27 protein-coding genes and 2 riboswitches are annotated in these 23,970 nt (G+C 72.2%); of the genes, 13 read left to right on the top strand and 14 right to left on the bottom strand.

Annotated elements, in window-relative coordinates; genetic code table 11:
• Positions 1 to 14: 14 nt before the first annotated feature.
• Positions 15 to 1,037 (top strand): citrulline utilization hydrolase CtlX, encoded by a 1,023-nt coding sequence (gene ctlX, locus ACEY2A_RS08235; RefSeq protein WP_374928121.1) that lies wholly within the window; start codon positions 15 to 17, stop codon positions 1,035 to 1,037.
• Between the two features lie 43 nt (positions 1,038 to 1,080).
• Here ctlX and ACEY2A_RS08230 read toward each other — a convergent pair whose 3' ends face one another.
• The 4 genes from ACEY2A_RS08230 to ACEY2A_RS08215 all read right to left on the bottom strand — a co-directional run bounded on the left by ACEY2A_RS08230 (position 1,081) and on the right by ACEY2A_RS08215 (position 4,136).
• Positions 1,081 to 1,545: a hypothetical protein gene (locus ACEY2A_RS08230; RefSeq protein WP_374928120.1), complete on the bottom strand. Its 465-nt coding sequence runs from the start codon at positions 1,543 to 1,545 to the stop codon at positions 1,081 to 1,083.
• A gap of 161 nt (positions 1,546 to 1,706) precedes the next feature.
• Complete coding sequence (locus ACEY2A_RS08225) at positions 1,707 to 2,321, bottom strand: response regulator (RefSeq protein ID WP_374928119.1); 615 nt, start codon at positions 2,319 to 2,321, stop codon at positions 1,707 to 1,709.
• Positions 2,318 to 3,610: a sensor histidine kinase gene (locus tag ACEY2A_RS08220; RefSeq protein WP_374928118.1), complete on the bottom strand. Its 1,293-nt coding sequence runs from the start codon at positions 3,608 to 3,610 to the stop codon at positions 2,318 to 2,320. The genes ACEY2A_RS08225 and ACEY2A_RS08220 overlap by 4 nt, the downstream gene beginning before the upstream one ends.
• A gap of 46 nt (positions 3,611 to 3,656) precedes the next feature.
• Positions 3,657 to 4,136 carry a MarR family winged helix-turn-helix transcriptional regulator gene (locus tag ACEY2A_RS08215; protein ID WP_374928117.1) on the bottom strand — a complete coding sequence of 160 codons (480 nt, stop codon included), beginning with the start codon at positions 4,134 to 4,136 and terminating at the stop codon, positions 3,657 to 3,659.
• A gap of 72 nt (positions 4,137 to 4,208) precedes the next feature.
• Here ACEY2A_RS08215 and ACEY2A_RS08210 point away from each other — a divergent pair, with 72 nt between their 5' ends.
• Positions 4,209 to 6,089, top strand: a complete 1,881-nt coding sequence (locus ACEY2A_RS08210; protein WP_374928116.1) for an ABC transporter ATP-binding protein — start codon at positions 4,209 to 4,211, stop codon at positions 6,087 to 6,089.
• Here the strand turns inward: ACEY2A_RS08210 and ACEY2A_RS08205 are convergent.
• Both ACEY2A_RS08205 and ACEY2A_RS08200 read right to left on the bottom strand, forming a co-directional pair.
• The gene (locus ACEY2A_RS08205) at positions 6,086 to 6,619 is read right to left on the bottom strand and encodes a hypothetical protein (protein WP_374928115.1); all 534 of its coding nucleotides are present in this window, start codon (positions 6,617 to 6,619) and stop codon (positions 6,086 to 6,088) included. The two genes, ACEY2A_RS08210 and ACEY2A_RS08205, sit on opposite strands and share 4 nt — an antisense overlap.
• A 2-nt stretch (positions 6,620 to 6,621) precedes the next feature.
• On the bottom strand, positions 6,622 to 7,185 hold the full coding sequence (locus ACEY2A_RS08200) for a maleylpyruvate isomerase family mycothiol-dependent enzyme (RefSeq protein ID WP_374928114.1): 564 nt from the start codon (positions 7,183 to 7,185) through the stop codon (positions 6,622 to 6,624).
• A gap of 136 nt (positions 7,186 to 7,321) precedes the next feature.
• Here ACEY2A_RS08200 and ACEY2A_RS08195 point away from each other — a divergent pair, with 136 nt between their 5' ends.
• Positions 7,322 to 7,813, top strand: a complete 492-nt coding sequence (locus ACEY2A_RS08195) for a hypothetical protein (RefSeq protein ID WP_374928113.1) — start codon at positions 7,322 to 7,324, stop codon at positions 7,811 to 7,813.
• A gap of 32 nt (positions 7,814 to 7,845) precedes the next feature.
• Here the strand turns inward: ACEY2A_RS08195 and ACEY2A_RS08190 are convergent, their stop codons facing one another.
• A complete protein-coding gene (locus tag ACEY2A_RS08190) occupies positions 7,846 to 9,561 on the bottom strand; it encodes an ABC-F family ATP-binding cassette domain-containing protein (protein WP_374928112.1) in 1,716 nt (571 codons plus the stop codon).
• Between the two features lie 122 nt (positions 9,562 to 9,683).
• On the opposite strand from ACEY2A_RS08190, the gene ACEY2A_RS08185 reads away from it, so the two are divergent.
• From ACEY2A_RS08185 to thiM, 4 genes are all read left to right on the top strand, one after another.
• On the top strand, positions 9,684 to 10,043 hold the full coding sequence (locus tag ACEY2A_RS08185; protein WP_374928111.1) for a GntR family transcriptional regulator: 360 nt from the start codon (positions 9,684 to 9,686) through the stop codon (positions 10,041 to 10,043).
• Positions 10,040 to 10,777, top strand: coding sequence for an ATP-binding cassette domain-containing protein (locus ACEY2A_RS08180; RefSeq protein WP_374928110.1), 738 nt, complete (start codon positions 10,040 to 10,042; stop codon positions 10,775 to 10,777). The genes ACEY2A_RS08185 and ACEY2A_RS08180 overlap by 4 nt, the downstream gene beginning before the upstream one ends.
• Positions 10,774 to 11,580 carry a hypothetical protein gene (locus ACEY2A_RS08175; protein WP_374928109.1) on the top strand — a complete coding sequence of 269 codons (807 nt, stop codon included), beginning with the start codon at positions 10,774 to 10,776 and terminating at the stop codon, positions 11,578 to 11,580. The genes ACEY2A_RS08180 and ACEY2A_RS08175 overlap by 4 nt, the downstream gene beginning before the upstream one ends.
• Positions 11,581 to 11,647: 67 nt before the next feature.
• Positions 11,648 to 11,741, top strand: a riboswitch (TPP riboswitch).
• The gene (gene thiM, locus ACEY2A_RS08170) at positions 11,734 to 12,552 is read left to right on the top strand and encodes a hydroxyethylthiazole kinase (protein WP_374928108.1); all 819 of its coding nucleotides are present in this window, start codon (positions 11,734 to 11,736) and stop codon (positions 12,550 to 12,552) included. (Overlaps the previous riboswitch by 8 nt.)
• Positions 12,553 to 12,671: 119 nt before the next feature.
• On the opposite strand, the gene ACEY2A_RS08165 is transcribed toward thiM, so the two are convergent.
• Positions 12,672 to 13,553, bottom strand: coding sequence for an aldo/keto reductase (locus ACEY2A_RS08165; protein WP_374928107.1), 882 nt, complete (start codon positions 13,551 to 13,553; stop codon positions 12,672 to 12,674).
• 63 nt (positions 13,554 to 13,616) lie between these two features.
• Positions 13,617 to 13,711: riboswitch (TPP riboswitch) on the top strand.
• Between ACEY2A_RS08165 and thiE the strand changes: the two genes are divergently transcribed.
• Both thiE and thiD read left to right on the top strand, forming a co-directional pair.
• A complete protein-coding gene (thiE, locus tag ACEY2A_RS08160) occupies positions 13,702 to 14,391 on the top strand; it encodes a thiamine phosphate synthase (RefSeq protein WP_374928106.1) in 690 nt (229 codons plus the stop codon). It overlaps the preceding riboswitch by 10 nt.
• Complete coding sequence (thiD, locus tag ACEY2A_RS08155) at positions 14,388 to 15,185, top strand: bifunctional hydroxymethylpyrimidine kinase/phosphomethylpyrimidine kinase (protein WP_374928105.1); 798 nt, start codon at positions 14,388 to 14,390, stop codon at positions 15,183 to 15,185. Before thiE ends, thiD begins: the two co-directional genes overlap by 4 nt.
• 45 nt (positions 15,186 to 15,230) lie before the next feature.
• On the opposite strand, the gene ACEY2A_RS08150 is transcribed toward thiD, so the two are convergent.
• The 5 genes from ACEY2A_RS08150 to ald all read right to left on the bottom strand — a co-directional run bounded on the left by ACEY2A_RS08150 (position 15,231) and on the right by ald (position 19,596).
• Positions 15,231 to 15,713 (bottom strand): pyridoxamine 5'-phosphate oxidase family protein, encoded by a 483-nt coding sequence (locus tag ACEY2A_RS08150; protein ID WP_374928104.1) that lies wholly within the window; start codon positions 15,711 to 15,713, stop codon positions 15,231 to 15,233.
• A 199-nt stretch (positions 15,714 to 15,912) separates the two neighbouring features.
• Positions 15,913 to 17,100, bottom strand: coding sequence for an alpha-hydroxy-acid oxidizing protein (locus ACEY2A_RS08145; protein WP_374928103.1), 1,188 nt, complete (start codon positions 17,098 to 17,100; stop codon positions 15,913 to 15,915).
• Between the two features lie 149 nt (positions 17,101 to 17,249).
• The gene (locus ACEY2A_RS08140; protein ID WP_374928102.1) at positions 17,250 to 18,080 is read right to left on the bottom strand and encodes a MerR family transcriptional regulator; all 831 of its coding nucleotides are present in this window, start codon (positions 18,078 to 18,080) and stop codon (positions 17,250 to 17,252) included.
• A gap of 33 nt (positions 18,081 to 18,113) precedes the next feature.
• Complete coding sequence (locus ACEY2A_RS08135) at positions 18,114 to 18,386, bottom strand: transcriptional regulator (RefSeq protein ID WP_374928101.1); 273 nt, start codon at positions 18,384 to 18,386, stop codon at positions 18,114 to 18,116.
• Between the two features lie 94 nt (positions 18,387 to 18,480).
• The gene (gene ald, locus ACEY2A_RS08130; RefSeq protein WP_374928100.1) at positions 18,481 to 19,596 is read right to left on the bottom strand and encodes an alanine dehydrogenase; all 1,116 of its coding nucleotides are present in this window, start codon (positions 19,594 to 19,596) and stop codon (positions 18,481 to 18,483) included.
• A 118-nt stretch (positions 19,597 to 19,714) separates the two neighbouring features.
• On the opposite strand from ald, the gene ACEY2A_RS08125 reads away from it, so the two are divergent.
• The 4 genes from ACEY2A_RS08125 (at position 19,715) to ACEY2A_RS08110 (ending at position 23,437) form a co-directional block, all read left to right on the top strand.
• On the top strand, positions 19,715 to 21,436 hold the full coding sequence (locus ACEY2A_RS08125) for a carbon starvation protein A (RefSeq protein ID WP_374928099.1): 1,722 nt from the start codon (positions 19,715 to 19,717) through the stop codon (positions 21,434 to 21,436).
• Positions 21,420 to 21,728, top strand: coding sequence for a cory-CC-star protein (locus ACEY2A_RS08120; RefSeq protein ID WP_374928098.1), 309 nt, complete (start codon positions 21,420 to 21,422; stop codon positions 21,726 to 21,728). Before ACEY2A_RS08125 ends, ACEY2A_RS08120 begins: the two co-directional genes overlap by 17 nt.
• Before the next feature lie 13 nt (positions 21,729 to 21,741).
• Entirely contained in the window at positions 21,742 to 22,710 is a 969-nt protein-coding gene (locus ACEY2A_RS08115) for an ArsA family ATPase (protein WP_374928097.1), read from the top strand.
• A 109-nt stretch (positions 22,711 to 22,819) separates the two neighbouring features.
• Positions 22,820 to 23,437, top strand: a complete 618-nt coding sequence (locus ACEY2A_RS08110) for a vitamin K epoxide reductase family protein (RefSeq protein WP_204160039.1) — start codon at positions 22,820 to 22,822, stop codon at positions 23,435 to 23,437.
• A gap of 66 nt (positions 23,438 to 23,503) precedes the next feature.
• Here the strand turns inward: ACEY2A_RS08110 and ACEY2A_RS08105 are convergent, their stop codons facing one another.
• A complete protein-coding gene (locus ACEY2A_RS08105; protein ID WP_374928096.1) occupies positions 23,504 to 23,968 on the bottom strand; it encodes an SRPBCC family protein in 465 nt (154 codons plus the stop codon).
• Positions 23,969 to 23,970: the final 2 nt, after the last annotated feature.

The raw sequence follows: 23,970 nt of genomic DNA, 5'->3' as shown, positions 1-23,970 counted from the left end.
GTAGGTTTCGCCCCATGAGTGCACAGGCCCCCTCCAGCGTCATCCTCATCCGCGCGCTGAACTTCACCCCCAATCCCTCCACGGCGGCCGACAACGCCTTCCAGTCCGAGGCAGAGGCGGGAACCGAGCCTGCCGAGCTGTCGCGGCGGGCCATCGCCGAGATGGATGCCCTGGCCGACGCGCTGCGTGAGGCCGGCGTGACCGTCCACGTCTTCGAGGACGACGAACAGACCCGTCCCGACAGCGTGTTCCCGAACAACTGGGTGTCCACGCACGCCGGTGGCTACGTCGCGGTGTACCCGATGTACGCCTCGAACCGACGGCTGGAGCGTCGCGGGGACGTGCTCGAGATGCTGAAGAGCACCTACCGGGTGCAGACGATCGTCGACTACTCGGGCCTGGAGCCCGACGGTGTGTTCCTGGAGGGCACCGGTGCCATGGTGCTGGACCACGTCTCCCGCGTGGCCTACACGGCCCGCAGCCACCGGGCGGACACCACGGTGCTGGAGCGCTTCTGCGCGGACTTCAACTACGAGCCGATGGCCTTCGACGCCGTGGACTCCGCCGGCGTTCCCGTCTACCACACCAACGTCATCGCGACCATCGGCACGGACGTGGCGCTGTTCGCCCTGGACATGATCCCGGACGAGCAGCGCCGCTGGGCGGTGGGGGAGCGCCTCACCGTCAACGGTCGCAAGATCGTGGAGATCACCGAGGAGCAGGTGCGCGAGTTTGCCGGCAACGCCATCGAGCTCCTGGGCAGGGACGGCGAGGGGAACCCGGAGCGCATCATGGCGATGTCGGCCCGGGCACTGCGCTCGCTGACCGACGCCCAGGTGGCCGCCATCGAGGAGTCCTGCCGCATCGTGGCGGTGGACATCCCCACCATCGAGCTGGCCGGTGGGTCGGTGCGCTGCATGATCGCCGGCATCCACCTGGACCGCCGTCGCGACGTGGAGCGCCCCTTCACCGAGGCCGTCGAGGCCATCGACGAGCACCCCCAGACCCTGGACGGTCTGGAGGTGCGCAACGCCTGAACCGCACCGCCCCCGGCCCCTCCACCGGGGTGGTGCGGGCTCCTCAGCGGATGAACTGCACGCCGGCCATCGCCAGCATCCCGAACGCCACTCCCCACAGGGCGATGCTGAGGCACTGCCACAGGATGACGGCGCGGCGGTCGGCGCCGAGGCCAACCATCATGGCCGAGGTGATCTGGCTGGGCAGCAGCGTCTGGCCCAACAGCGAGACACCCGGGACGCCCCACCGGTCGAAGGCGCGACGGAACCTGGCCCGCCGCGGCGACTCCTCCTTCTCGCCGACGGCCAGGTCACGTCCCTTGCCCGCCAGCGAGACGATGACCACCATCGAGATGGCGTTGCCGATGATCGCCGCCGGGATGGCGACGGCGGGGTGCAGCCCGGCCACGATGCCGATGGTCGAGCCGAAGTAGCTCTCCACGAACGGGATGGCGCTGACCAGCGCCACGCCGGCCCACTGCAGGGCGGGGGGCAGGCCTTCGGTGAACTGCTGCAGGTTCTCCAACATCGTGACCTCCTGGGTCTCGGGGTGATGTCTCCACCCTCTCCCCGATGCGGGCGCTCACCCGGTGCGCGCACCCACCGAATGTGGGTGCTCACCTCACGCTGCCGGGGTGACGGATGTCATGCCACCCGGCAGGGCTCGCTCGCACCCCTCGGGTCCACCCCTCAGATCCACCCCTTCGAGCGTGCGACGCGTGCCGCCTCGTGCCGGTTGCTGGTGCCGGTCTTGGCCACGGCCGCCGAGAGGTAGTTGCGCACGGTGCCGGCCGACAGGTGTGCCCGCTCGGCGATCTCCTCCACCGGCGCCGCGTCCGCGGAGAGCTCCAGCACGTCGGCCTCCCGCGCGCTCAGGGGCGAGGCCCCGGCGGCCAGCGCGTCGGCCGCGAGCTCCTGGTCCACGTAGCGGCCCCCCTCGGCGAGGGTCCGCACCGCCTCGCCCAGCGCCCGGCGCCCCACCGTCTTGGGCAGGAAGCCCCGCACCCCGGACTCCAGGGCCCGCTTGAGGTACCCGGGGCGCCCGTGGCTGGTGATGATGAGGCTCGCGGCCCGTGGCTGCACCTCGGCCAGGTGGACGGCCAGGTCGATGCCGTCTCCGTCGGGCAGCTGCAGGTCCAGCAGCGCCACGTCCACCTCGGTGGAGCGGAGCACCGCCTTCGCCTCGTCCACGGAGCCAGCGCGGGCCACCACCTCCAGGTCGTCCTCCAGGGCCAGCAGGGAGGCCATGGCCTCGCGGATGAGGGTCTCGTCCTCGACCAGGAGGATGCGGATCGGGTCGCTCATGCGGACTCCTCCAGGGGGACGGTGGCGGTCAGGGTGAAGTCGCGGTCGGTGGCCTCGTGCTCCAGGTGGCCGCGTGCCCGGGAGAGCCGCTCGCGCAGGCCGGTGAGTCCCGTGCCGTGGTGGCCGGGGTCCGCCGCGTGGGGGCGGTCGTTGACCACCTGCACCTGCAGGTGGTCGGCGCGATGCTGGACGGTGAGCTCGGCGCGGCGGGCCTCGGAGTGCCGCAGGATGTTGGTCACGGCCTCGCGCAGGGTCCACGCCACGGCCTCCCGGGTGGCATCGGGCCACGCGCCACTGCCCGTCAGGAGGTGCTCCCCGGTGACCTCCACCTCGATGCCGCCGGAGCGCAGCACCGATCGGGCGCCCGCCAGCTCGGCCGCCGGGTCCAGGTTGCGGTACCCGCTCACCACGCGCCGCACGTCGGTCGCGCCCTCCTGCGTGAGGGTGCGCACCGCATCCATCTCCGCCGCGGCCTCCTCCGTGCGGCCGCGGCGGGCCAGCTCGGCCCCCAGCTCGGCCTTCAGGGAGACCACCGAGAGCGTGCGTCCGAAGGTGTCGTGCAGGTCGCGGCTGAAGCGCAGCCGCTCCTCGGCCACGGCCAGGTCGGCCAGCAGGTGGCGGCTGCGGGCCTGCTGCCGCACCACCTCCATGGCCCAGGCGCTGAAGTAGCCGATGGGCAGTCCCACCAGGGCAAGGACCATGCCGGCCGTCGCCGCCTCGATCTGGTCCGGGTGGCGCAGGAAGGTGGTCGCCAGTGACGCTCCCGCCACCACCACCGTGAGGAGCGTCGCCACCCGGATGCGCACCGAGAGGCTCAGCACCATGCCCAGCACCAGCACGGTGTAGGTGCTGGCCCGGTGTCCGGGGTCGTCGACCCACGCCTGCACGACGGACAGCACCACCGTGACGCCCGTCGTCGCCAGCACCAGCACCCATGGGGGATCCGCCGGCACCGCCCGACCGTCCAGGGGCAGCGCACCCCGGGTCAACAGCAGGGACAGCACGAAGACCACCAGCAGCGCAGGAATGCCCACCCACCGCAGGTCGGGCAGCGCGGTCCACATGATGGCCCCGTCCAGCAGCAGGAACGAGACCAGGATGAACACCACGGAGACCACCGAGTAGAGCGAGTAGTTGCGCACCACCTGTTCGCTGGGCGTGGAGAAGCGGGGTGCCGGGACCCGGCCGCCCACCACGGGCGCCGGGGTGGGCGCAGTGTCCTCCCGGTCGTCCGACGGCTCGTGGGCAGGACTGGTCCCCGGCGCGGGGGCCTGGCTCACGCGGGACATGTCGTCATCATGCCTGCCGAGCCCCCGCCCGGGGGCACGGTGGGCCTCAGGAGCCCTCGCCCAGGCGTTCCAGCAGGTGCCGGAGCGTCCTGCGGTCGTCCGCCGACAGGGTGGCGAAGAACGCGTCCCCGGCCGCCCTGCGCACCTGCTCCACCTCGCGGGCCCGGGCCCGGCCGGCCGCTGTGGTGGCGATGACCGTGGCCCGCCGGTCCGCCGGGTCGGCAGAGCGGCTCACCCATCCCGCATCGGCCAGGGCGTCCACCACGTCGGTGACGCTGCGGGGCACCACGTGGAGTGCCGCTGCCAGCTCGCCCAGCCGCATCGGGCCGTCGCGGTCGATGAGGCGCAGCGCCCGTGCGTGGTGGGGCACCATGCCGGTGGGGGCCAGGGAGCGGGCGATGTGGTGGCGCAGCCGCCGCGAGGTGCCCAGGTACAGCTCCCCCAGGGCGTCCTGCGTGTCAGGGTCCGCGGCGCCCCGCTCCCGCGGTGGTGCGGGGTCGGGGGACTTCTCGCGGGGCGTGGCCATGGGGGGAATGCTAGCGCCGGTGCTGATGTTCACTCATACTGAGTCAACCTCAGCAATGAGCAGAACGGAGGGATGCCCGTGACGGACAACCCCATGCACGCGATGGGCCCGGGCCCCGGTGGTGGCGGCCCCGGGCGCCGCGGCCCGCAGAAGATCAGCCGCGCCGACCGCGCCCAGCTCGCCAAGCGCCCCGTGGACCACCGCCGCGTGGTGGCCCTGTTCCGGCCCCACGGGCGCACCCTGGCGGTGGTCACCGCCATCATCGTTCTCACCTCGGTGGTCTCCATGGCCTCCCCCTTCCTCATCCGTGCCGCGGTCGACCGCGCCATCCCGCAGCAGGACGTCCCCCTGCTGCTGTGGCTGGTCGGCGGCATGGTGGCCGTCGCCGCCGCGACCGCACTGCTGGGGGTGGTGCAGACGTGGATGGCCGCCCGCGTGGGCCAGGAGGTCATGCACACCCTGCGCTCGCGGCTGTTCGCCCACCTGCAGCGCCAGTCCTTCTCGTTCTTCACCCGCGCCCGCGCGGGGGAGGTGCAGTCGCGCCTGGTCAACGACGTCGGGGGCATGCAGGGCGTCGTGACCACCACGGCAACCTCCATGGCCAGCAACGTCACCACCGCCGTGGCCACGATGGTGGCCATGCTCGCGCTCTCGTGGCGGCTGTCCCTCATCTCGTTGCTGGTGGTGCCCCCGGCCGTGTGGCTCACGCGCAAGGTGGCGCTGCTGCGCCGGGAGATCACCGCCCAGCAGCAGGCGGCGCTGGCGGACCTGCACGTCCGCATCGAGGAGGGGCTGAGTGTCAGCGGGGTGCGACTGGCCAAGACCCTGGGCACCACCCGCCGCGATGCCGAGCGCTTCGATGAGGTGAGCCACGGCCTCATCGACCTCGAGATGCGCGCCCAGCTGGCGGGTCGATGGCGCATGGCCACCATGCAGATCATCTTCGCCGCCATCCCGGCGGCCATCTACCTGGCGGCCGGCCTGCCCGCGACCTCCGGGGGCATGACCATCGGCACGCTCATCGCCTTCACCACCCTGCAGGCGGGCATCTTCCGCCCGCTCATGGGCCTGCTCAACGTGGGGGCCCAGTGGGTGAGCTCCATGGCGCTGTTCAGCCGCGTCTTCGAGTACCTCGACCTGGAGCCCGACGTGACCGCTCCGGCCCGGCCCGTGGACCTCGACCCCGCCACCGTGCGCGGTGACCTCCGCATCGATGGGGTGGGCTTCCGCTACGCCGGGTCCGATCGGGACGCGGTGAGCGAGGTGTCGCTGGAGGTTCCCGCGGGCTCCTCCCTGGCCCTGGTGGGGCACACCGGCTCCGGCAAGTCCACGCTGGCGGCCCTCGTGGCCCGGCTGTACGACCCGACGGTCGGCCGCATCACCATCGACGGGGTGGACCTGCGCGACCTGGACCCGGAGGTGCTCGCCCGCATCGTCGGGGTGGTGAGCCAGGAGACCTACTTGGTGCACGCCAGCATCCGGGAGAACCTGCTGCGCGCCGCCCCCCAGGCCACGGAGTCCCAGCTCTGGCAGGCCCTGGGCGCCGCGCAGGTGGCCGACCTCGTGGCCTCGTTGCCCGAGGGGATGGACACCGTCGTGGGCTCCCGCGGGTACCGCTTCTCCGGCGGGGAGCAGCAGCGGCTCGCCATCGCGCGGACCATCCTGCGGGACCCGCCGGTGCTCGTCCTCGACGAGGCCACGAGCGCCCTGGACAACGAGACCGAACGGGCGCTGCAGGTGGCGCTGGACCGGCTCCAGGAGGGGCGGACCACGCTCACCATCGCCCACCGCCTGTCCACCGTGGAGTCCGCCGACCAGATCGTCGTGCTCGATGCGGGGCGCGTCGCCGAGCGCGGCACGCACCACGAGCTGCTGGCCCGGGGCGGGGCGTACGCGGAGCTTGCACGGGTGGCCCGGCAGGAGCGCGCTGACGCCGGGGCGCTGACCGGCTAGCCGCCCGCGGCCTCGGCGAGGATCTCCAGCAGCTCCGCACGCGCCGTGTCCACGCGGTCGGCGGTGGGGAGCTTCTGCCAGGTGAGGTTCACCGGGGTGCCCGAGGCGTTCAGCGGCAGCGCCGAGGCCGCCAGGCGCGTGCCGTCCGCCAGCCGCCAGCGCACCACGGGGTGGCTGGCGGTGAGGTTCTCCCCGTGCGGCTGCCCGTGGCGGGAGCTCACCCCATCGGCCACGCGGGCCAGGGCGTCCAGGCGGTCGCCGGGCACGGTACGGGTGGTGGCGGCGGTGAAGGTGCCGTCCTTCTGCTGGCCGGGCAGGCGGCCCTGGTGGGTCTGCTCGAAGTCCACCGTGATGCCCTGGGCCCACCAGCCGTCCACGCCGTGCTCCTCCACCAGGTGGCGGGCGATGCGGGCGTGGTCCCAGTCCCGGGCCCCGGCCCCCAGCAGCAGGGCGCGCCAGCCCTCGTGGTCCCTCCCGGTGGCGGCGCGCAGCGCCTCGCCCCCCATGTTCCTCTCGATGGGGCGGGCCATGCTCAGGCCCTGGGCTGCCAGGCGTGCACGTCGCGGCCGATGAAGGCCATGAGGCGCTTCACCGGGTCCTCGCTGTCGGTCTCCACGGCGGGGCCGTACTGGCCGGACTGCCGCAGCATGGTCTCGATGGGGAGCATCCCCTCCAGCATCTGCTCGGCGTACTCAGGGTCCAGGTCGGCCTCCACGCCCGCGGAACGGGCGAGGTCCCAGGTGTGCATGAAGATGTCCGAGACGTACAGCTCACCGGTCATCTCGGCGATGGTCTGGTCGGCGAAGGGGCCGTCGGCCAGCTCGATGGTGGCGCGCTCGCTGTCGTCGAGCAGCTCCTGGACGTCTGCGGTGCGGCGGTGCCACGCGGAGGCGGGGTCGGCCTGCGGGTCGCGGTCGGGCAGGTCCATGTCCACCCAGCCCTCGAGCACCGACTCGTACCAGTCGATGAGGTGCTCCACGATGTCGCGGGCACGCCACTCCTTGACCGGGGTGGGGGCGTCCCAGTCGGTCACCTGGTCCGCCACCTCGCCGAAGGCTTGCGCGAAACGTGCGTGCAGGCCTGATTCCAGGCTCATGGGTCTCTCCAGTTCGTCGGGTGGGCGCGGTCCTGCCCCCATGATGCCGTGTTCCGCCGATGGGTGTCGCTGTTAGTTTGACCGGGCAGCCACCGGGGGAGGGGATGCTCCTCCGTCACACGCGAGGAGGACACCCATGAACGCACCACAGTCGGGGACGCCGCTGAAGATCGGCATGTTCCTGTTCGAGAAGGTGATGACGCAGCGCAGCACGCCGGTGGTCGTCACCATCAGCCCCGGGCGGATCGTGATCGCCGCCGCTGACCGCATCGTGGCCGACGTGCCCGCGGCCCAGGTCTCCACCAAGGTCTCGCGCATGCTGAAGGTGAACGAGCTGCACGGCCCCTGGGGCAAGTGGATGCTCGGCGCGGTGGGGGCCGCCAGGAGCGAGGACTTCACCGACGCCCAGGCCACCGAGATCATCGAGGCGCAGAAGGCCGCCCAGCAGGACCCCGCCCTCGCCGGCCTGGAGCTCACCGGGACCGTCTGGGCGGGGCAGCCCACCGTGGCGGACGGGTCGAGCTGGGGCGCGCTGTCCTCCATGGCGAAGGGGGAGTCGAAGCTGCAGCCCCGCATCGCGCCCATGGTCGATGCGGCGCTGCTCGCCGCCGGCGCGCAGCGCGCCTGAGGGCGCCGGGCCGCTGAGGGTCCTGGCGCCGCTCAGCGGCGGCGGCGCACCCGCTCCTCGTCCCACACGGCCTCGGGGGTCTCCACCACACGGCCCTCGCTGGTGAACACCAGGAAGCGGTCGAAGGTGCGGGCGAACCAACGGTCGTGGGTGACGGCCAGGACGGTGCCCTCGAACGGCTCGAGCGCCTCCTGCAGCGCCTCGGCCGAGTGCAGGTCCAGGTTGTCCGTGGGCTCGTCCAGCAGCAGCAGCGTCGCGCCGGAGAGCTCGAGCAGCAGAATGCCGAAGCGCGCCTGCTGCCCGCCGGAGAGCTGGTCGTACAGCCGCTCCGAGGCCCCGGCCAGGCCGTAGCGGTCCAGCACCTTGGCGGCCTGCTCGCGGCCCATGCCGTCACGGTGCTCGTCACCGCGGTGCAGGATCTCCAGCAGGCTGCGGCCCACCAGGCCGGGGTGGTCCTGGGTCTGCGCGAACCAGCCGGGGCGCACCCGGGATCCGAGCCGGGCCACGCCGCGGTGGTCCACCGGCGGCGGGGTCACGTCGCCCACCGGGCGGTGCTCCGGTTCCGGGTCGGTGCCCCCGCCGGCGAGCAGGCGCAGGAAGTGGCTCTTGCCGGATCCGTTGGATCCGAGCACCGCCACGCGCTCGCCGAACCAGATCTCCAGGTCGAAGGGGTCCATCAGCGTGGCCTGCTCACCCCCATCGAGGGCGGGCACCCGCAGCTCGAGCTGCTCGGTGACCACGGCGCGCTTGGCGGTACGGCCGCCGCGCAACCGCATCCGCACGTTCTGGGTGGTGGCCACCTTCTCCGGCGGGCCGGCCTCCTCGAACTTGGCCAGGCGCGTCTGGGCGGCGCGGTAGCGGGGCGCCATGCCGTCGTTGTACTCGGCCTTCACCTTCAGGCGCTGCACCAGGGCCTTGAGCTTGGCGTGCTCCTCCTCCCAACGGCGCAGTCGCTCCTCCAGGGCGGCGTTCCGGGCCTCGCGGGCGTCGTGCCAGGTGGAGAACGAACCGGCGTGGGTCCAGGCGGTGGCGCCCGCGGCGTGGGGCTCCAGGGTCACCACGTGGGTGGCCACCTCGCTGAGCAGCTCGCGGTCGTGGCTGATGAACAGCACGGACTTGCCGCACTCGCGCAACCGCTGCTCCAGCCACCGCTTGCCGGGGACGTCCAGGTAGTTGTCCGGCTCGTCCAGCAGCAGGATCTGCGCCGGGCCGCGCAGCAGCGCCTCGAGCACCACCCGCTTCTGCTCACCGCCGGAGAGGGTGTTCACCGCCCGGAACTGGGCCTTCTCGAAGGGGACTCCCAGCGCGGCGAGGGTGACCTCGTCCCACACCTGGGTCTCGTAGTCGTAGCCACCGACGTCGCCCCAGTCGACCAGCGCTTGTGCGTAGTCCATCTGGGCGGCCTCGTCGTCGACCTCCATGATGCGCAGCTCGGCGGCGTCCACGGCCCGGCCCGCATCGCGCAGCGGGGTCGGGGCGACGCCCAGCAGCAGGTCGCGCACGGTCGAGTCGTCGCGCACCCGCCCGATGAACTGCGGCATCAGCGCCACGCTGCCCGATGCGGTGACCTGCCCCTCGAAGTCGGTGATCTCGCCGGAGAGGATCCGCATCAGGGTGGTCTTGCCGGTGCCGTTCGGCCCCACCAGGGCGGTGCGGTGCCTGTCGCCCACGCGGAAGCCCACGCCGCCCAGCAGGGGCCGGCCGTCGGGCAGCCAGTACTCGATGTCGTGCAGTTCCAGGTGGGGCATGGCGGGACCGTATCCCGCCGGTCTGGGCAGGGGCACCCCGTTTTCGGGCGACCACCACGTGTTGACAGCCACCCATCCTCAATGGTTAGTTACTCAAGTAACTAACTAACGAGGAGGTCGGTGTGCACGAGTTCGACGACCGCTCGCCGATCTACCTCCAGATCGCCGAACAGATCCGACGGGACGTCGCCACGGGCGAGCTTGGGGAGGGGGACCAGGTCATGTCCACGACGCAGTACGCCACGACCTACCGCATCAACCCGGCCACGGCCAACCGGGCGATGGCCCTGCTCGTGGCCGAGGGCGTGGTCCACAAACAGCGAGGGGTGGGCATGTTCGTCAGCCAGGGCGCGCGGGAGCGCGTCGTCGCGGCCCGCCGTTCCACCTACTGGACCGAGGTGCTCGACCCGGCCCTCGCGGAGGCGCGGGCTCTCGGCATCGAGGCCGCGGCCATCATCGACCACGTCAGGAGGACGTCATGACCGGCGGGTGGGAGGTGACGCTCCAGGGCGTCATCCAACGATTCGGGCGGACCACCGCTCTCGATGGGGTGGACGTCGCGTTCCGTCCCGGGGTGATCACCGGCCTCATCGGCCGCAACGGCGCCGGCAAGACCACGCTGCTGCAGGCGGTGGCCGCGCTGCGCCCCGTCACCGAGGGCCAGGTCCTCGTCGACGGCGCACCCGTATGGGAGGACGCCGCACGCACCTCCCGGGTCTGCCTGCTGGGCCACACCGGGGGAGTGCTCGAGGACGTGAGGATCGCTGCCACGCTCGACCTGTACCGGATGCTGCGTCCGGACTGGGACGAGGCGGCCTTCAGGCGGGTGGTCGACCGGTTGGAGGTGCCCTTGGACGGACGCCCCAGCCGCCTGTCGACGGGCCAGCGCTCCGCGTTCGCCGCGGCGCTCGCCCTGGCCTCCCGGGCGGAGGTCACCTTGCTGGACGAGGTCCACATCGGCCTCGATGCCGTGGCTCGCCGCCGCCTCACCGAGGCGATCCTCGAAGAGTACGCCGAGCGGCCCCGCACCATCGTGCTCTCCAGCCACCTCCTCGACGAGGTGGAGGAGGTCATGGAGGACGTCGTGGTGCTGCGCGAGGGTCGCATCATCGCTGCGGGCCCGGCGGGGGAGCTGCGCGAGGAGCACACCCGGGGCGGGGGCCGCTTGGCCTCGCTGACCGACGTGTTGGAGAACCTGTCAGGAGGAGCGTCATGAGCACGAGTGCTGCACCCGTTGACCGCCAGGACGGCGGACCTGCCACCGGACGGCCCCAGTGGCTCGCCGTGGCGCGATCGATCGTGCGCCACGTGGTCGTGGACCTGGCCATCGGCCTGGGGGTGACCGTCGGCCTCGCCGCCGTGGCACTGCTGGCGCTGTGGTTCTTCGTCGTCCCCCAGGAGACCTCTGACCAGGCCGGCGGCATGTGGTCCGATGCGGGGTCGTTCACCCTGGGCCTGGGCGCCCTGATCCTGGCGCTCGTCCTGGTCATCGCTGGCATCGTGGTGGTCGTCACCACGGTCACCGGGTACACCCGGGTGTGGCTGGCCGCCGGTGCCACGCGGCGGTCGGTGTGGGCCGGCCACTGGGCCGCGGTGGTGACGGTGCTCGCCACGTGGGCGGCCGGTCTGGCAGCGGTGCTGCTCGCAGCGCGCTTCGCCCGGACGGGCAGTGGGTCGGGCGGCCCCTCGTGGTCCTCCGTGGGCTCGCTGGACTGGGGTTACCTCGCCAGCGGCGTGACCCTGCTCCTCACCGCTCTGGTGGTCACGCTGCTGTTCGTCCGCTTCGGGGCGTTCCCCGCCCTGGTGGTGCTGGGGCTGTGGTGGATCGTGCTGCCCGTGGGGCTGTCGTTGGTGGACGTGCCTCAGGTGGTGGCGGCGGTGCTGTGGCCGCCCGTGGCCGTCGGGGGGACCGAGGCCCGGGCGGTCGGGGACGCCGCGAACCTGTGGACCGAACTGACTCAGGCCGCCCTGCTAACCGTGGCCCACTGGCTGATCGTGCGGCGGATGCCCGCGGTCTGAACCAGCGGTTGGATGGGCCCCGGGCGGCCGCCGTTCCTTGGCGAAGGGTGCGGCGGCCGCTACGGTGGCCGATGACGCGGGGTGCCCCACCGGGGGCTGAGAGCAGACCCGTCGAACCTGATCTCGTTCACGCGAGCGGAGGGACGTCGCACCATGACCCACGCCCATGCCCTACGGGGCCACGACCTCACCCGTCCTCAGCTGGGCGCCACCTGGGACGCCCTGCGCACGCGCTCGCCACTGGTGCAGTGCCTGACCAACCGGGTGGCCACCACCCTCAGCGCCAACGTCCTGCTGGCCGCCGGCGCCTCCCCCGCGATGGTGGACACGCCCCGGGAGGCACGGGCGTTCGCCGGGGTCGCCTCCGCGGTGCTGGTGAACCTGGGGACGCCCACCGAGGAGTCGATGCAGGGGGTCGCCGAGGCGGTGACCGGCGCCCGGGAGTCCGGGACGCCGTGGGTGCTCGACCCCATCGGGGCCGGGGGACTGCCGTGGCGCAGCGGGATCGCGACCGGGCTGCTGGCCAAGCGCCCCACCATCGTGCGGGGCAACGCCTCGGAGGTGATCGGTCTGGCCGGGGGGCGCGGTGGGCGGGGCGCGGACAGCACCGACCACCCGGAGTCCGCGGTGCGTGCCGCCTGCCGCCTCGTCGAGCGCAGCGGGGGAGCGGTCGCCATCAGCGGGGCGGTCGACCACCTCGTGGACGGGCGACGACTGGCCCTCCTGGGGCACGGCCACCCGTGGCTCACCCAGGTGACCGGCGCCGGATGTGCCCTGGGGGCGCTGATGGCAGCGTGCGTCGCGTGCACCGCGGACCCCTTGCTGGCCGCGGCGACCGCCACCGCCGCCTACACGGTGGCGGCCGAGCGGGCTGCGGAGCTCTCCCGGGGGCCGGGGAGTCTGGTCCCCGCGTTGCTCGACGAGCTCGCGCTGCTCACGCCCGAGTCCCTGGCCGCGGCCGTCCAGCTCTGACGCCGGGCGGGGCTCGGTCGGCGGGGGTTGACACGGCAAAGGGGCACCTGACCTACCGAACACGGTGTGTCAGGTGCCCCTTCGGTGTGTCAGCTCCATGTGGCCCACCGGTGGGCCGCTCAGCTCGCGTCGAGGCGCTCCAGCTCGGCGTCCGTGAGGTCGATCTCGGCCGCGGCGGCGGAGTCGGTGATCGACTGCGGACGCTTGGCGCCCGGGATGGGGATGACCACCTCGGACTGGGCCAGCTCCCAGGCCAAGGCGACCTGCTGGGGGCTCACCCCCCGCTCGTCGGCGACCTCGGCGAACGCCGGGTGCTTCTCGGCCAGCTCCTTGGCCTCGTTCAGGCCGCCCAGCGGGGACCACGGCAGGAAGGCCAGGCCGAGCTCGGTACAGACCTCAATCTCCGGCGCACTGCTGCGGAACTTCGGGCTGAACTGGTTCTGCACGCTCACGAGCCGGTCGCCGAGCACGTCGTGGGCGGTGCGGATCTGCTCCGGGTCCGCGTTGGAGATGCCGACCATCGCGACGATCCCGGAGTCCGCGACCTCGCGCAGGGCCTCCATGGTGGCGCGGTAGTCGCACTCCGGGTCCGGCCGGTGGTGCTGCCACAGCTGGATCTGCTCCACCCCGAGCCGCGCCAGGCTGGCCTCCGCCGCCTCGCGCAGGTACTCGGGACGCGAGTCCAGGCCCCAGGAGCCGTCCTCGCCACGGGTGTGGCCGGCCTTCGTGGCCAGGACGACCTCGGAGCGCACCCCCAGCTCGTCCAGCAGGCCGGCGATGAGGCGCTCGTTCTGCCCCATGGCCTGCTCGCCGGCGGTGCCCTGCCCGTAGGCGTCGGCGGTGTCGAACAGGGTGACGCCCGCTTCCAGGGCCGCGGTCACCGTGTCCAGCAGCTGCTGGCGCGGCGGCTCACCGTCCTGGCTCATCGTCATCAGACCCATGCCGATGGCGCCGACCTGGTGGCGCCCGACCGTGTCGTTCCCGAGGTTTCGTGTACGCATGTCGGCCAGCGTAGGAGCGCCGGCTCCACCCCGTCATGCCCACCCTGGCCAGAGGTTACGGTGGAGGGCGACGCGGGGTGCCCCACCAGGGGGCTGAGAACAGACCCGTCGAACCTGATCTCGTTCACGCGAGCGGAGGGACGTCGCCATGCAGCACGCCACCTGGACCCCATCCCCCCACGCCACCCCGGCGACCGGGGGCCCACCACGAGTGGACCTCTCGCTCTACCTGGTCACCGACAGCGCCATGGCCGGGTCACGAGGCCTGGCTGACGTCGTCGCGCGGGCCGTCGCCGCCGGGGTCACCTGCGTGCAGCTGCGCGAGAAGGCAGCCTCCGATGCGGAGGTGGTCGCCCTGGGGCGACAGCTCGTCGAGGTGCTCGCGGGCACCGGGGTGCCCCTCCTCATCGACGACCGGGTGCACCTGGTGCACCCCATCGGGGCCGATGGGGTGCACATCGGCCAGGAGGACACCCCACCGACCGCGGCCCGCGCGGCGCTGGGCCCCGAGGCCATCATCGGCCTCTCCGTCCACGACGCAGCGCAGGTCGATGCCGCCAACGCCCTGCCACCGGCGACCCTCGACTACATCGGTCTGGGACCGGTCTGGGCGACGGGCACCAAGGAGGGGCACGCACCCCCCATCGGGCCCGAGGGGTTGGCGGACCTGCGGCGTCGCAGCCGTCACCGGGCCGTGGCCATCGGCGGGGTGAAGGCCCACACCCTGGGTGAGCTCACCGGGGCCGGGGTGGAGGGGGTGGCCGTGGTGAGCGCGATCTGCGCCGCCGAGGACGTCACGGCGGCCACGCGCGAGCTGTGCGGGGCGTGGGCCCGGTGAGCGCCCCGACGGTCCTGTCCATCGCCGGGTCCGACCCCTCGGGTGGCGCCGGCATCCAGGCCGACCTGAAGACCTTCAGTGCGCTCGGCGCCTACGGCTGCGCGGCCATGACGGCGCTGACCGCGCAGAGCACGCAGGGGGTCACCGGCATCCACCCGGTGCCGCCGGAGTTCGTGCGCGAGCAGGTGCTGACCCTGGTGGACGACGTGGCGCTCGATGCGGTGAAGATCGGCATGCTGGGAGCCGTCGGGGTGGCCGAGGTGGTCGCCGAGCTGGTGCGCGAGGTCCTGGACTGCCCGGTGGTGCTCGACCCGGTGATGGTGTCCACCGCCGGGTCGCGCCTGTTGGCCGAGGACGCCGTGGAGGCCGTGTGCCACCTCGCGCCACTGGTTGACCTGGTGACCCCGAACGGGCCCGAGGCCGCGGTGATGCTGGGCGGCCAGGAGGCGCGGAACGCCCAGGAACAGCGCGAGCAGGCCCAAGAGCTGCACCGGCGACTCGGCACCCGGGTGCTGCTCAAGGGCGGTCATCTGCCCGGACCGAGGGCGGTGGACGTGCTGGTGGACCACGACGGGACGGCCACGCTCACCGCATCGAGGGTGGAGACGACCAACACGCACGGCACCGGGTGCACGCTCTCCTCGGCGATCGCGGCCCTGCTTCCCCGATGCGATGGGTGGCGCCCCGCCGTGCAGGAGGCCAAGGACTACCTCACGAGGGGGCTCGAGCACTCCGATCAGCTCGAGGTCGGGCACGGAGCCGGCCCGGTCCACCACTTCCACGCGTGGTGGTGAACCGGGCCGGTCGGTGGGCAGCGACGCGCGAGCCGCTGCCGTGCCTCAGAGGGCGATCGTGTCGTTGTCGCCCATGTCCGGCTTGTCGCCCTTGCTCACCAGGCCCTTGGCGAACTCGAAAGCGGTCTTGATCGCGCCGTCACTGGACCAGTACTCGGCCGTCTGGCCGTGCACCTCCAGCAGGCCGGAGCGCGGGTCGTCCTTCTCGGTGTCCATGAACGCCGAGGCCGATGCGTCCCACAGCTCGTCGAGCTTGGCCTTGTCCTTGCTCGGGGTGGCGGTGCCCGAGTAGGAGACCCAGCCGTCGTCGCTGGAGTAGGAGACGTTCACCTGCGGGTTGGCGCGGATGGCCTCCACCTTGTCGGTGTCCAGGCCGGTGATGAACCAGACCACGGACGCGTCCTCGAAGTCCTGGGTGCCCATCGGCGTGGACACCAGGCGGCCCTGGGCATCGGTGTAGGTGAGGACCGCGATGCGCGTGTCCTTCATGATCTTCTCGACGATCTCGCGGGGGTCCTTGTCAGCCATGGTTCCTCCTGCTGTCGTGGCCGCCCGGGCGGGCGGCACCTGCCCTCCACGCTAGGTGCGATGCGGCGCCGGCGCGAGTGGGCGATGAGGTGCGGACCGGCCGCTGCCCACCCCCTCCGCACATTGCCTTCCCCCCGTCCAACCTGACGCGCGCACGCGGGTCAGGCTGGACGAGGGGAAGGCAGAACCGGGGGTTGGGTCAGTCCTGCGGCGCGCGGTGGTCGAGCCGCACGTGCTGCGGCCCGAGTTCGTCCACGGAGCGCACGCCCAGCAGCTGCATGCCCACCTGCAGCTCGGCGCGGAGGATCTCCAGCACCCGCTCCACGCCGCGCTGCCCGCCGGCCATGAGGCCGTACAGGTAGGCCCGGCCGATCATCGTGAAGTCCGCACCCAGGGCCAGGGCGGCCAGGACGTCGCCGCCGCTGGTGATGCCGGAGTCCACGATGATCGGCACGTCCGGCCCCAGCACCTCGCGGATGCCGGGCAGCTCGGCCAGTGGCACGGGTGCCCGGTCGAGCTGCCGCCCCCCGTGGTTCGACAGGTACACGCCGTCGCACCCCGCATCGAGGGCCCGCTGGGCGTCCGAGGGGGTCTGGATGCCCTTGACCAGCAGCGGACCGGACCACACCTCGCGGATCCACTCGATGTCGGCCCACGACAGGGTGGGGTCGAAGGTCTTCATGATCACGTCCATCGAGTCCCCGGCGGAGCTCGAGAGGGTCGCGAAGCGCAGCGGCTCGGTGGTGAGGAAGTCGAACCACCAGCGCGGCCGGTAGGAAGCGTCCACCAGGGTGCGGGCCGTGAGCTGCGGCGGGATGGTCATGCCGTTGCGGTGGTCGCGGTAGCGCAGGCCACCGGTGGCGGTGTCCACGGTGACCATGAGCGTGTCGTACCCGTTCTCCCGGGCCCGCTCCACCAGGCCGCGAGCGCGATCGCGGTCCTCGCGCCACGAGTAGAGCTGGAACCAGCGGCGGGCGTCTGGCACCTGGGCCGCCAGGTCCTCGATGGCCGTGGTCCCCATGGTGGACAGGGTGTAAGGCACCCCGGCGGACTGTGCGGCGCGGGCCACGGCGGGCTCACCCGCGGCGTGCATCATGCGGGTGAATCCGGTGGGGGCCAGGCCCACGGGCAGCTCGCTGCGCTGGCCGAAGACCTCGGTGGAGAGGTCCACCTCGCCCACGTCGCGCAGAACGGTGGGGCGCAGCTCGAGGTTGCGGTACGCCTCGGTGTTGCGGCGCATGGACTCCTCGGAGTTGGCTGCGCCGTCGACGTAGTCGAACGGTCCGGTGGGCGTGACCCGGCGGGCGATGCGTCGGACGTCGGCGATGTCGGCCGCCTTGGCGAGCCGCGCGGTGGTGCGGTTCAGGGTGGGCTTGCTGAACCGCATCAGCGGGGCGAGTTCACGAGGGTTGGGAAGTTGGCGTCGCACGGTGTCACCTCCGGTCGGGGTGCCCACGGTAGACGCCGGAGCCGGGCGCGCACCGGCCGCCCCTCTGGTCGAGCGGGCGGCCGGTGCGCTGTGCGGTGGGGCCGGACTCACGCCAGGGGGCGGTACACCTCCGTCAGCAGGTCGGCCTCCGGCGTGTTCGACGGGTCGCTCAGGTAGCGGTTGACCACCTTGCCGACCGGCCCGTCACCGGGGCTCGCCTCGGTGAGCCCCTCCTGACCCATGTACTGCGCCATCTGGGCGTGCGCCTCGCTGATCTGGGAGTACGGGCCGGTGATGGTGGCCTTCACCGCCCGCTGCTCCGGCAGCTCGTGCACCTCCAACGGGCCCCTGGCCGTGGTCCCCGGGGCCACCGGCAGCCAGACGGACACGTCGGGGCCGGCCTCCACGTACGTCGGGTCGTTCTCCACCACACCCCCGGGGCCGATGGGGGTGAGCCCCTGGCGCCCGAGCTCGGGGATGAACTGCTCCCACAGCACCCCCTCTTCGGAGTAGCTGGGGATGGCGCCCCGCAGCAGCACCATCGTGGTGGACGGCAGGGTGGTCTCGCTGATCTCGATGCTCATGGTCTTCTCCTTTGTCTGGAGCATCCGGTCGAGGAGCGCCATCCGCTGCTGCGCCGCCAGGAGATCGGCGGTGAGGGACTGCCGCTGCATCCGCAGGGCGTGTTCCCAGGCCGGTGTGCCACGGCTGGTGAGCAGGGCGGCGATGGCGGACACGCCGAACCCGACGTCACGCAGCCTGCGCACGTCCGCCGCCTCGGCCAGCTGGTCGCTGGTGTAGAGGCGGTAGCCGCTCGCAGCATCCACCTCGGCGGGGGTGAGGACGTCGTGCTTGTCATAGTGACGGAGCATGCGCACGCTCAACCGCGTCAGGGAGGAGAACTGCCCGATCGACATCGGGTTCGGGGTGTCGGTCATGTCGCCACTCTGGTGCCTCGCACGGTGTCAGGGTCAAGACCCACCAGCGACGATGCCGGTCCTCCGGCGCGGGCGCGTGCCAGCGATTCGGCCGCCCACGCTGGCCGCATGGCCCTCATGGACGAGGCGGAACTCGTCCCCGGCAAGACGGGCTTCGTGCGCCTGCTCCAGCGCCGAGGCCTGCTTGCTGAGGGTCGAGTCCGAGATCTCCACCGCATCACGGATGGCGGCGAACTTGGCCGTCTCCACCATGGCCAGGGCGGCCTGGGCCTCGTGGGCGCTGGGGGCGCGGCTCGTGTTCTCCATGGCGACCCCGGGGACTCTGGGGTACGGGGGAGCCGCCCCGCTGCGGTGCAGCGAGGCGGCTCCCCCGGGGTGCTGCGGTGACCGGCGGGCCGGCTCAGTCGAGCACGGAGGCGAGCTCCTCGGTGGGGATGTCGAGTGCCGCGCCCACCGGCCCGGAGTACAGCGACCCGGCGTGCGTGGCCAGGCCCTTGGCGAGTGCCTCATCAGCGCCCAGCGCGGCCTTCCACCCCGCATCGGCGATCCGCAGCGTGTACGGCAGGGTCGCGTTCGTGAGGGCCTGCGTGGAGGTGGCTGGCACGGCGCCGGGCATGTTCGCCACGCAGTAGAAGATCGAGTCGTGCACCTCGAAGGTGGGGTCGTCGTGCGTGGTGGGGTGGGAGTCCTCGAAACAGCCGCCCTGGTCGATGGCGATGTCCACCAGCACGCTGCCCGGCTTCATCTGAGCCACGAGGTCGTTCGTCACCAGCTTGGGAGCCGCGGCGCCAGGGATCAGCACCGAGCCGATCACCAGGTCGGCCTCGGTGACCGCGCGCTCGATCGCCAGCTCCGAGGACGCGATGCCGTGCACCCGGTTGCCGTAGCGCCAGAAGCTCATGCGGAGCTTCTCCAGGTCGATGTCGAGCAGCGTGACGTCGGCGCCCATCCCCATCGCGATGTTCGCGGCGTTCTGGCCGGCGGTCCCGGCGCCCAGCGCGGCCACCTTTGCGCCCGCAACGCCACCGACGCCGCCCATCAGCACCCCACGGCCACCGCGGGCCTTGAGCAGCGAGGCCGCGCCCACTTGGGGGGCGAGACAGCCGGCGACCTCGCTCATGGGGTACAGCAGCGGCAGGGAGCGGTCGGGGCGCTGCACCGTCTCGTACGCGATGGAGGTCGTCCCCGCATCGATCAGTGCCTTCGTCAGCTCCGGCTCGGCGGCCAGATGCAGATAGGTGAACAGCACCTGGTCGGCGCGCAGGCGGCCGTACTCCTCGGCGATCGGCTCCTTGACCTTGACGACCATCTCGGCCTCGCCCCAGACCTCGTCCGCGGACTCCACGATGCGGGCGCCCTGGGCGGCGTACTCCTCGTCGGTGATCGAGGAGCCCACGCCGGCTCCGGCCTGCACAAGCACCTCATGGCCGCGGCCGGTGAGCTCCCGGACGCCGACGGGGGTCATGCCGACCCGGTACTCGTTGTTCTTGACCTCAGTGGGGACTCCGATGCGCATGGCCCCACTCTGCCAGTGACGTGCGCCATCGGGGCGGCGGGTGGGGCACGCCACCCCCTCCGGCACAATGGCGTGACCTGCACCACAGCCCCCCGTCACGCCGACCATTGGAGAGCCCATGAACTCGCTCGTCCTCGTCCTGGTCGGGATCGCCATGATCCTGGCCGGGTACCTCCTCTACTCCCGGTGGCTGGCCACCCGGGTGTACACGCTCGATGCGGGGTTCCGCACCCCCTCCCACGCCCTGCGCGACGACGTGGACTTCGTGCCCACGAACAAGTACGTGCTGTGGGGCCACCATTTCACCTCCGTGGCCGGTGCGGCTCCCATCGTGGGCCCGGCGGTGGCGGTGATCTGGGGCTGGCTCCCGGCCTTCCTGTGGGTCACGCTCGGTACCATCTTCTTCGCCGGCATGCACGACCTGGGTGCACTGTGGGCCTCGGTGCGCAACCGGGGGCAGTCCATCGGCTCGCTGTCGGCCCGGTACATCGGGCGTCGCGGGGCCAACCTGTTCCTGGTCGTCATCTTCCTGCTGCTGCTGATGGTGAACGCGGCCTTCGCGGTGGTCATCTCCGGTCTGCTGGTCAGCACCCCGAGCGCGGTTATCCCCACTTGGGGCGCGATCGCCGTGGCCCTGCTGATCGGCCAGGCCATCTACCGCTTCCGCTGGAACCTGCCGATCGTCAGCGTGGTGGGCGTCGTCGCCCTGTACGCCCTGATCTGGCTGGGTGACCAGTACCCGGTCTCGCTGCCGGACACGGTCCTGGGCATGCCGGCCAGCGGCGTGTGGATCGTCATCCTGTTTGCCTACGCGGGCATCGCCTCGGTGCTGCCGGTGTGGCTCCTGTTGCAGCCGCGCGACTACATCAACGGTCTGCAGCTCTTCCTGGCGCTGGGCATCCTGTTCGCCGCGGTGCTCATCTCCACCCCCACCGTGGTGGCCCCGGCCATCAACGACGCGGTGCCGGAGGGCACGCCGGGCATCGTGCCGTTGCTGTTCGTCACCATCGCCTGCGGCGCCATCTCCGGCTTCCACGGCATGGTCGCCTCGGGCACCAGCTCCAAGCAGCTCGACAACGAGACCGACGCCCGCTTCGTCGGGTACTTCGGCGCCGTGGGCGAGGGGCTGCTGGCCCTGGGTGCGATCGTCGCCACCACCGCCGGCTTCCAGACCCTTGCGGACTGGGAGGAGGTCTACAGCGCGTTCGGGCAGGGCGGTGTCGCCGCGTTCGTCGAGGGCGGTGGCTCCATCGTCCAGAACGGCCTGGGCCTGCCGCAGTCGCTGAGTGCCACCATCCTGGCCACCACGGCGGTCCTGTTCGCGGCCACCACCATGGACACAGGGGTGCGCCTGCAGCGCTTCGTGGTCTCGGAGATCGGCGAGGTCATGGGCGTGACGCTCAACAAGTGGGTCTCCACCGCCATCGTGCTGGTGGTGGCCGTGGGCCTGACCTTCGCCGCCGGTGCGGACGGCTCCGGTGGCATGCTCATCTGGCCGCTGTTCGGCACCACCAACCAGATCATGGCCGGGCTGACCCTCGCCATCGTCGCGGTGATGCTGCTGCGCCGTGGGCGCCCCGCGCTGCCGGCGATCATCCCGCTGACCTTCGTGCTGATCATGAGCGTGCTGGCCCTGCTGGTGCAGATGGGCACCTTCTGGCAGGACGGCAACTGGCTGCTGCTGGTGCTGGACGTGATCATCCTGGTGGCCGCCGTGTGGGTCATCGTCGAGGCCGTGGGCGCGATGGTGCGTGCCTCCCGCGGTGAGGTCGACGACGACGAGCACGACCCCCTCGACGCGGGTGAGGGGGCGACGGCCCGAGATGCCGTCTCCCGCTGAGTCCCCCGACGGCCTGGCCGGCCTGGGCGTGCGCGTCCGGGCCGGCCTGCGGGCCGTCGGTGCGTGGGCGGAGGAGAGCTACCACCTGCCCTACCGGTCGACGCTGGCCCGGGCGCAGGCCGATGAAGACGACCTGTTCATGCTGATGGTGCTGGGGGAGTCGCTCGGTCTGCCCAACCCGATGGGCTACCACTCCCTGGAGCTCCTGCCGGCCGTCTACGAACGCTTCCACGTGTGGCACCAGCGGATGGGCATGGACCGCTCTCCGCTGGACCACATGTCCTGCTGCTGACGGGGAAGGGCCCATGAGCTCACTGCTGGAGACCCTGCTGACCCGCTCCACCCTGTTTGTCGGGGGCAAGGGTGGGGTGGGCAAGACCACCATGGCCTCGGCCGTGGCCCTGGAGGCCGCGCGGCGGGGCCGGCGCACGCTGCTGGTCTCCACCGACCCGGCGCACAACCTCGGGCACCTGTGGGGCCGCCGCCTAGGGGGCCGGGTCACGGCGGTGCGCGAGGGCCTGGAGGTGCTGGAGATCGACCCCACCCGCGAGGTGGAGGAGCACCTGGCCGCCGTGGGGCGCACGATGCGGCGGATGATGCCGGAGCACCTGCATGGCGAGGTGGCCCGCCATCTGGACGCCGCACGGGAGGCCCCCGGCACGCAGGAGGCCGCGCTGCTGGAGGCCGTGGCGGACGTGGTGGCCGGCGCCCCGGAGCGGGACCTGGTGGTGTTCGACACCGCGCCCTCGGGGCACACCTCGCGCCTGCTCTCCCTGCCCGAGCACCTCCGCGCCTGGACCGACGCGCTGCTGGCGCGGCAGGACTCCTCGGCCCGCTTCGGGCAGGCGCTGCGGGGCCTGGGGGACGCCGATGCGAGCTCCCGGCGGGCCCGGCGCGATGCGGAGATCCGCGGGGTGCTCGAGCGCCGCCGGGCCCGCTTCGAGCTGCTGCGCACCACCTTCACCGCCCCGGAGACGGGCTTCCTGCTGGTGATGACCGCCGAGCGGCTGCCCGCCGACGAGACGTTGGAGCTCCACGACACCCTGGCCGGCCTGGGGGTGGGCATCGACGGGCTGGTGGTGAACCGGCGGTCCCCGCGGGACCAGGGGGAGTTCCTCGCCCGCCGGCATGACCAGGAGCAGGTGCACCTGGACCGGGTGCGGACCGCGCTGCCGGACCTGCCCGCCCTGGAGATCCCCTTGCACGACGCCGACCCGGTGGGTGAGGACGGGCTCGCGCAGGTGGTCTGGGCCCTGGCCGGCGAGCCGGGCTGAACGCCCCTGGCCCGGTGAGGAGCCCGTGTGACCGGACTCCCAGCCCGGAGCGGCACAATGGCCCGGCCCGGCACGGGGTCGGAGCAGGTTCGACAGAAAGGACCGCAGCGTGAGCGAACGCATCGAGGAGACCGGCACGTCCGGGCCCGGGTGGGCCACGGACAAGGCCCTGGGCTGGCTGTTGACCCTCACCGGCCTGGTCGGCTGGGGCGCCAGCGCCACCCTGGTCTGGGAGCGGCTGAACCTGTACGAGAACCCGCTGCACCGCACCTCCTGCGACGTGAACCCGCTGGTCAGCTGCGGCACCGTGATGCAGACTCCGCAGGCCGAGCTGTTCGGCTTCCCCAACCCGCTGATCGGCATCGTCGGCTACGCGCTGGTGGTGGCCTTCGGCGTCGCCCTGCTGGCCGGCGCCCACTTCTCCCGCTGGCTGTGGGCGTGCATCTGGGTGGGCGTCGCCCTGGCCGGGGTGTTCCTCATCTGGCTGTGGTCGCAGGCGCTGTTCGACATCGTGAAGCTCTGCATCTACTGCATGGTCGCGTGGGCCGCCACCATCCCGATGTTCCTCGGCCTCACCGGCGCCCTGGTGAGCCGGGGCACCTTCGGCCTGTCCGATGGGGTGCGCCGCTTCGCCCGCGAGTGGACCTGGGTGACGGTGATCGTGGTCTACGTGGCCGTCACCGCCTCGGTGCTCGCGGTGTTCCTGCCGAAGTTCATGGCCCAGTGAGCTGAGACCCGCCACACGCGAGAGGGACCACCCCGACGGAGTGGTCCCTCTCGCGTGTGGCGGGTCTCAGGCGCCGCGCTCGACGGCGACCTGCAGCTGGGCCAGCCCCTTCTCGAAGTCCTGGCCGAGCATCTTGTCCATGTCCGCGACCGGCGAGAGCGCCCGCATCATGAGGCTCTTCCGGCCACTCATGGCCCAGGTGACCAGCGTGCCGAGCGCCGTGGGCTCCAGCGTGAAGGCCACCTGGTGGTCCGCACGGAAGGGTTTGTCGAAGTGGAGGTCCAGGGCCACGCGCGACGGCTCGGCGTGGGTGATCTGCATGCGGCCCTTGCCGGCCTTGCGGTTGCCCTCCCACGCGTACCGGGCGCCCACCCCGTTGGCGGGCTCGGAGTAGGTGCGGTGCAGGTCGGCGTCCAGACCCTCCCAGGGGGACCACAGCTGCCAGCGGTGCAGGTCGTCGAGGTAGGGGAAGACGGTCTCGGGGGCGGCGGCGATCTCACGGGAGCGCGACACGATGAAGTTCTTGGCCATGG

Source organism: Kytococcus sedentarius (assembly GCF_041937525.1).
Classification (GTDB): Bacteria; Actinomycetota; Actinomycetes; order Actinomycetales; family Dermatophilaceae; genus Kytococcus; species Kytococcus sedentarius_A.
Note: the sequence above shows the minus strand (reverse complement) of the source record. Positions and strands in the feature narration are given on the sequence as shown.

Bases quoted from the DNA above. Each gene is read 5' to 3' on its own strand.
- ctlX (WP_374928121.1), top strand. From the start codon at position 15: ATGAGTGCACAGGCCCCCTCCAGCGTCATCCTCATCCGCGCGCTGAAC.
- ACEY2A_RS08230 (WP_374928120.1), bottom strand. From the start codon at position 1,545: ATGTTGGAGAACCTGCAGCAGTTCACCGAAGGCCTGCCCCCCGCCCTG.
- ACEY2A_RS08225 (WP_374928119.1), bottom strand. From the start codon at position 2,321: ATGAGCGACCCGATCCGCATCCTCCTGGTCGAGGACGAGACCCTCATC.
- ACEY2A_RS08220 (WP_374928118.1), bottom strand. From the start codon at position 3,610: ATGTCCCGCGTGAGCCAGGCCCCCGCGCCGGGGACCAGTCCTGCCCAC.
- ACEY2A_RS08215 (WP_374928117.1), bottom strand. From the start codon at position 4,136: ATGGCCACGCCCCGCGAGAAGTCCCCCGACCCCGCACCACCGCGGGAG.
- ACEY2A_RS08210 (WP_374928116.1), top strand. From the start codon at position 4,209: ATGCCCGTGACGGACAACCCCATGCACGCGATGGGCCCGGGCCCCGGT.
- ACEY2A_RS08205 (WP_374928115.1), bottom strand. From the start codon at position 6,619: ATGGCCCGCCCCATCGAGAGGAACATGGGGGGCGAGGCGCTGCGCGCC.
- ACEY2A_RS08200 (WP_374928114.1), bottom strand. From the start codon at position 7,185: ATGAGCCTGGAATCAGGCCTGCACGCACGTTTCGCGCAAGCCTTCGGC.
- ACEY2A_RS08195 (WP_374928113.1), top strand. From the start codon at position 7,322: ATGAACGCACCACAGTCGGGGACGCCGCTGAAGATCGGCATGTTCCTG.
- ACEY2A_RS08190 (WP_374928112.1), bottom strand. From the start codon at position 9,561: ATGCCCCACCTGGAACTGCACGACATCGAGTACTGGCTGCCCGACGGC.
- ACEY2A_RS08180 (WP_374928110.1), top strand. From the start codon at position 10,040: ATGACCGGCGGGTGGGAGGTGACGCTCCAGGGCGTCATCCAACGATTC.
- ACEY2A_RS08175 (WP_374928109.1), top strand. From the start codon at position 10,774: ATGAGCACGAGTGCTGCACCCGTTGACCGCCAGGACGGCGGACCTGCC.
- thiM (WP_374928108.1), top strand. From the start codon at position 11,734: ATGACCCACGCCCATGCCCTACGGGGCCACGACCTCACCCGTCCTCAG.
- ACEY2A_RS08165 (WP_374928107.1), bottom strand. From the start codon at position 13,553: ATGCGTACACGAAACCTCGGGAACGACACGGTCGGGCGCCACCAGGTC.
- thiE (WP_374928106.1), top strand. From the start codon at position 13,702: ATGCAGCACGCCACCTGGACCCCATCCCCCCACGCCACCCCGGCGACC.
- ACEY2A_RS08150 (WP_374928104.1), bottom strand. From the start codon at position 15,713: ATGGCTGACAAGGACCCCCGCGAGATCGTCGAGAAGATCATGAAGGAC.
- ACEY2A_RS08145 (WP_374928103.1), bottom strand. From the start codon at position 17,100: ATGCGGTTCAGCAAGCCCACCCTGAACCGCACCACCGCGCGGCTCGCC.
- ACEY2A_RS08140 (WP_374928102.1), bottom strand. From the start codon at position 18,080: ATGACCGACACCCCGAACCCGATGTCGATCGGGCAGTTCTCCTCCCTG.
- ACEY2A_RS08135 (WP_374928101.1), bottom strand. From the start codon at position 18,386: ATGGAGAACACGAGCCGCGCCCCCAGCGCCCACGAGGCCCAGGCCGCC.
- ald (WP_374928100.1), bottom strand. From the start codon at position 19,596: ATGCGCATCGGAGTCCCCACTGAGGTCAAGAACAACGAGTACCGGGTC.
- ACEY2A_RS08125 (WP_374928099.1), top strand. From the start codon at position 19,715: ATGAACTCGCTCGTCCTCGTCCTGGTCGGGATCGCCATGATCCTGGCC.
- ACEY2A_RS08120 (WP_374928098.1), top strand. From the start codon at position 21,420: ATGCCGTCTCCCGCTGAGTCCCCCGACGGCCTGGCCGGCCTGGGCGTG.
- ACEY2A_RS08115 (WP_374928097.1), top strand. From the start codon at position 21,742: ATGAGCTCACTGCTGGAGACCCTGCTGACCCGCTCCACCCTGTTTGTC.
- ACEY2A_RS08105 (WP_374928096.1), bottom strand. From the start codon at position 23,968: ATGGCCAAGAACTTCATCGTGTCGCGCTCCCGTGAGATCGCCGCCGCC.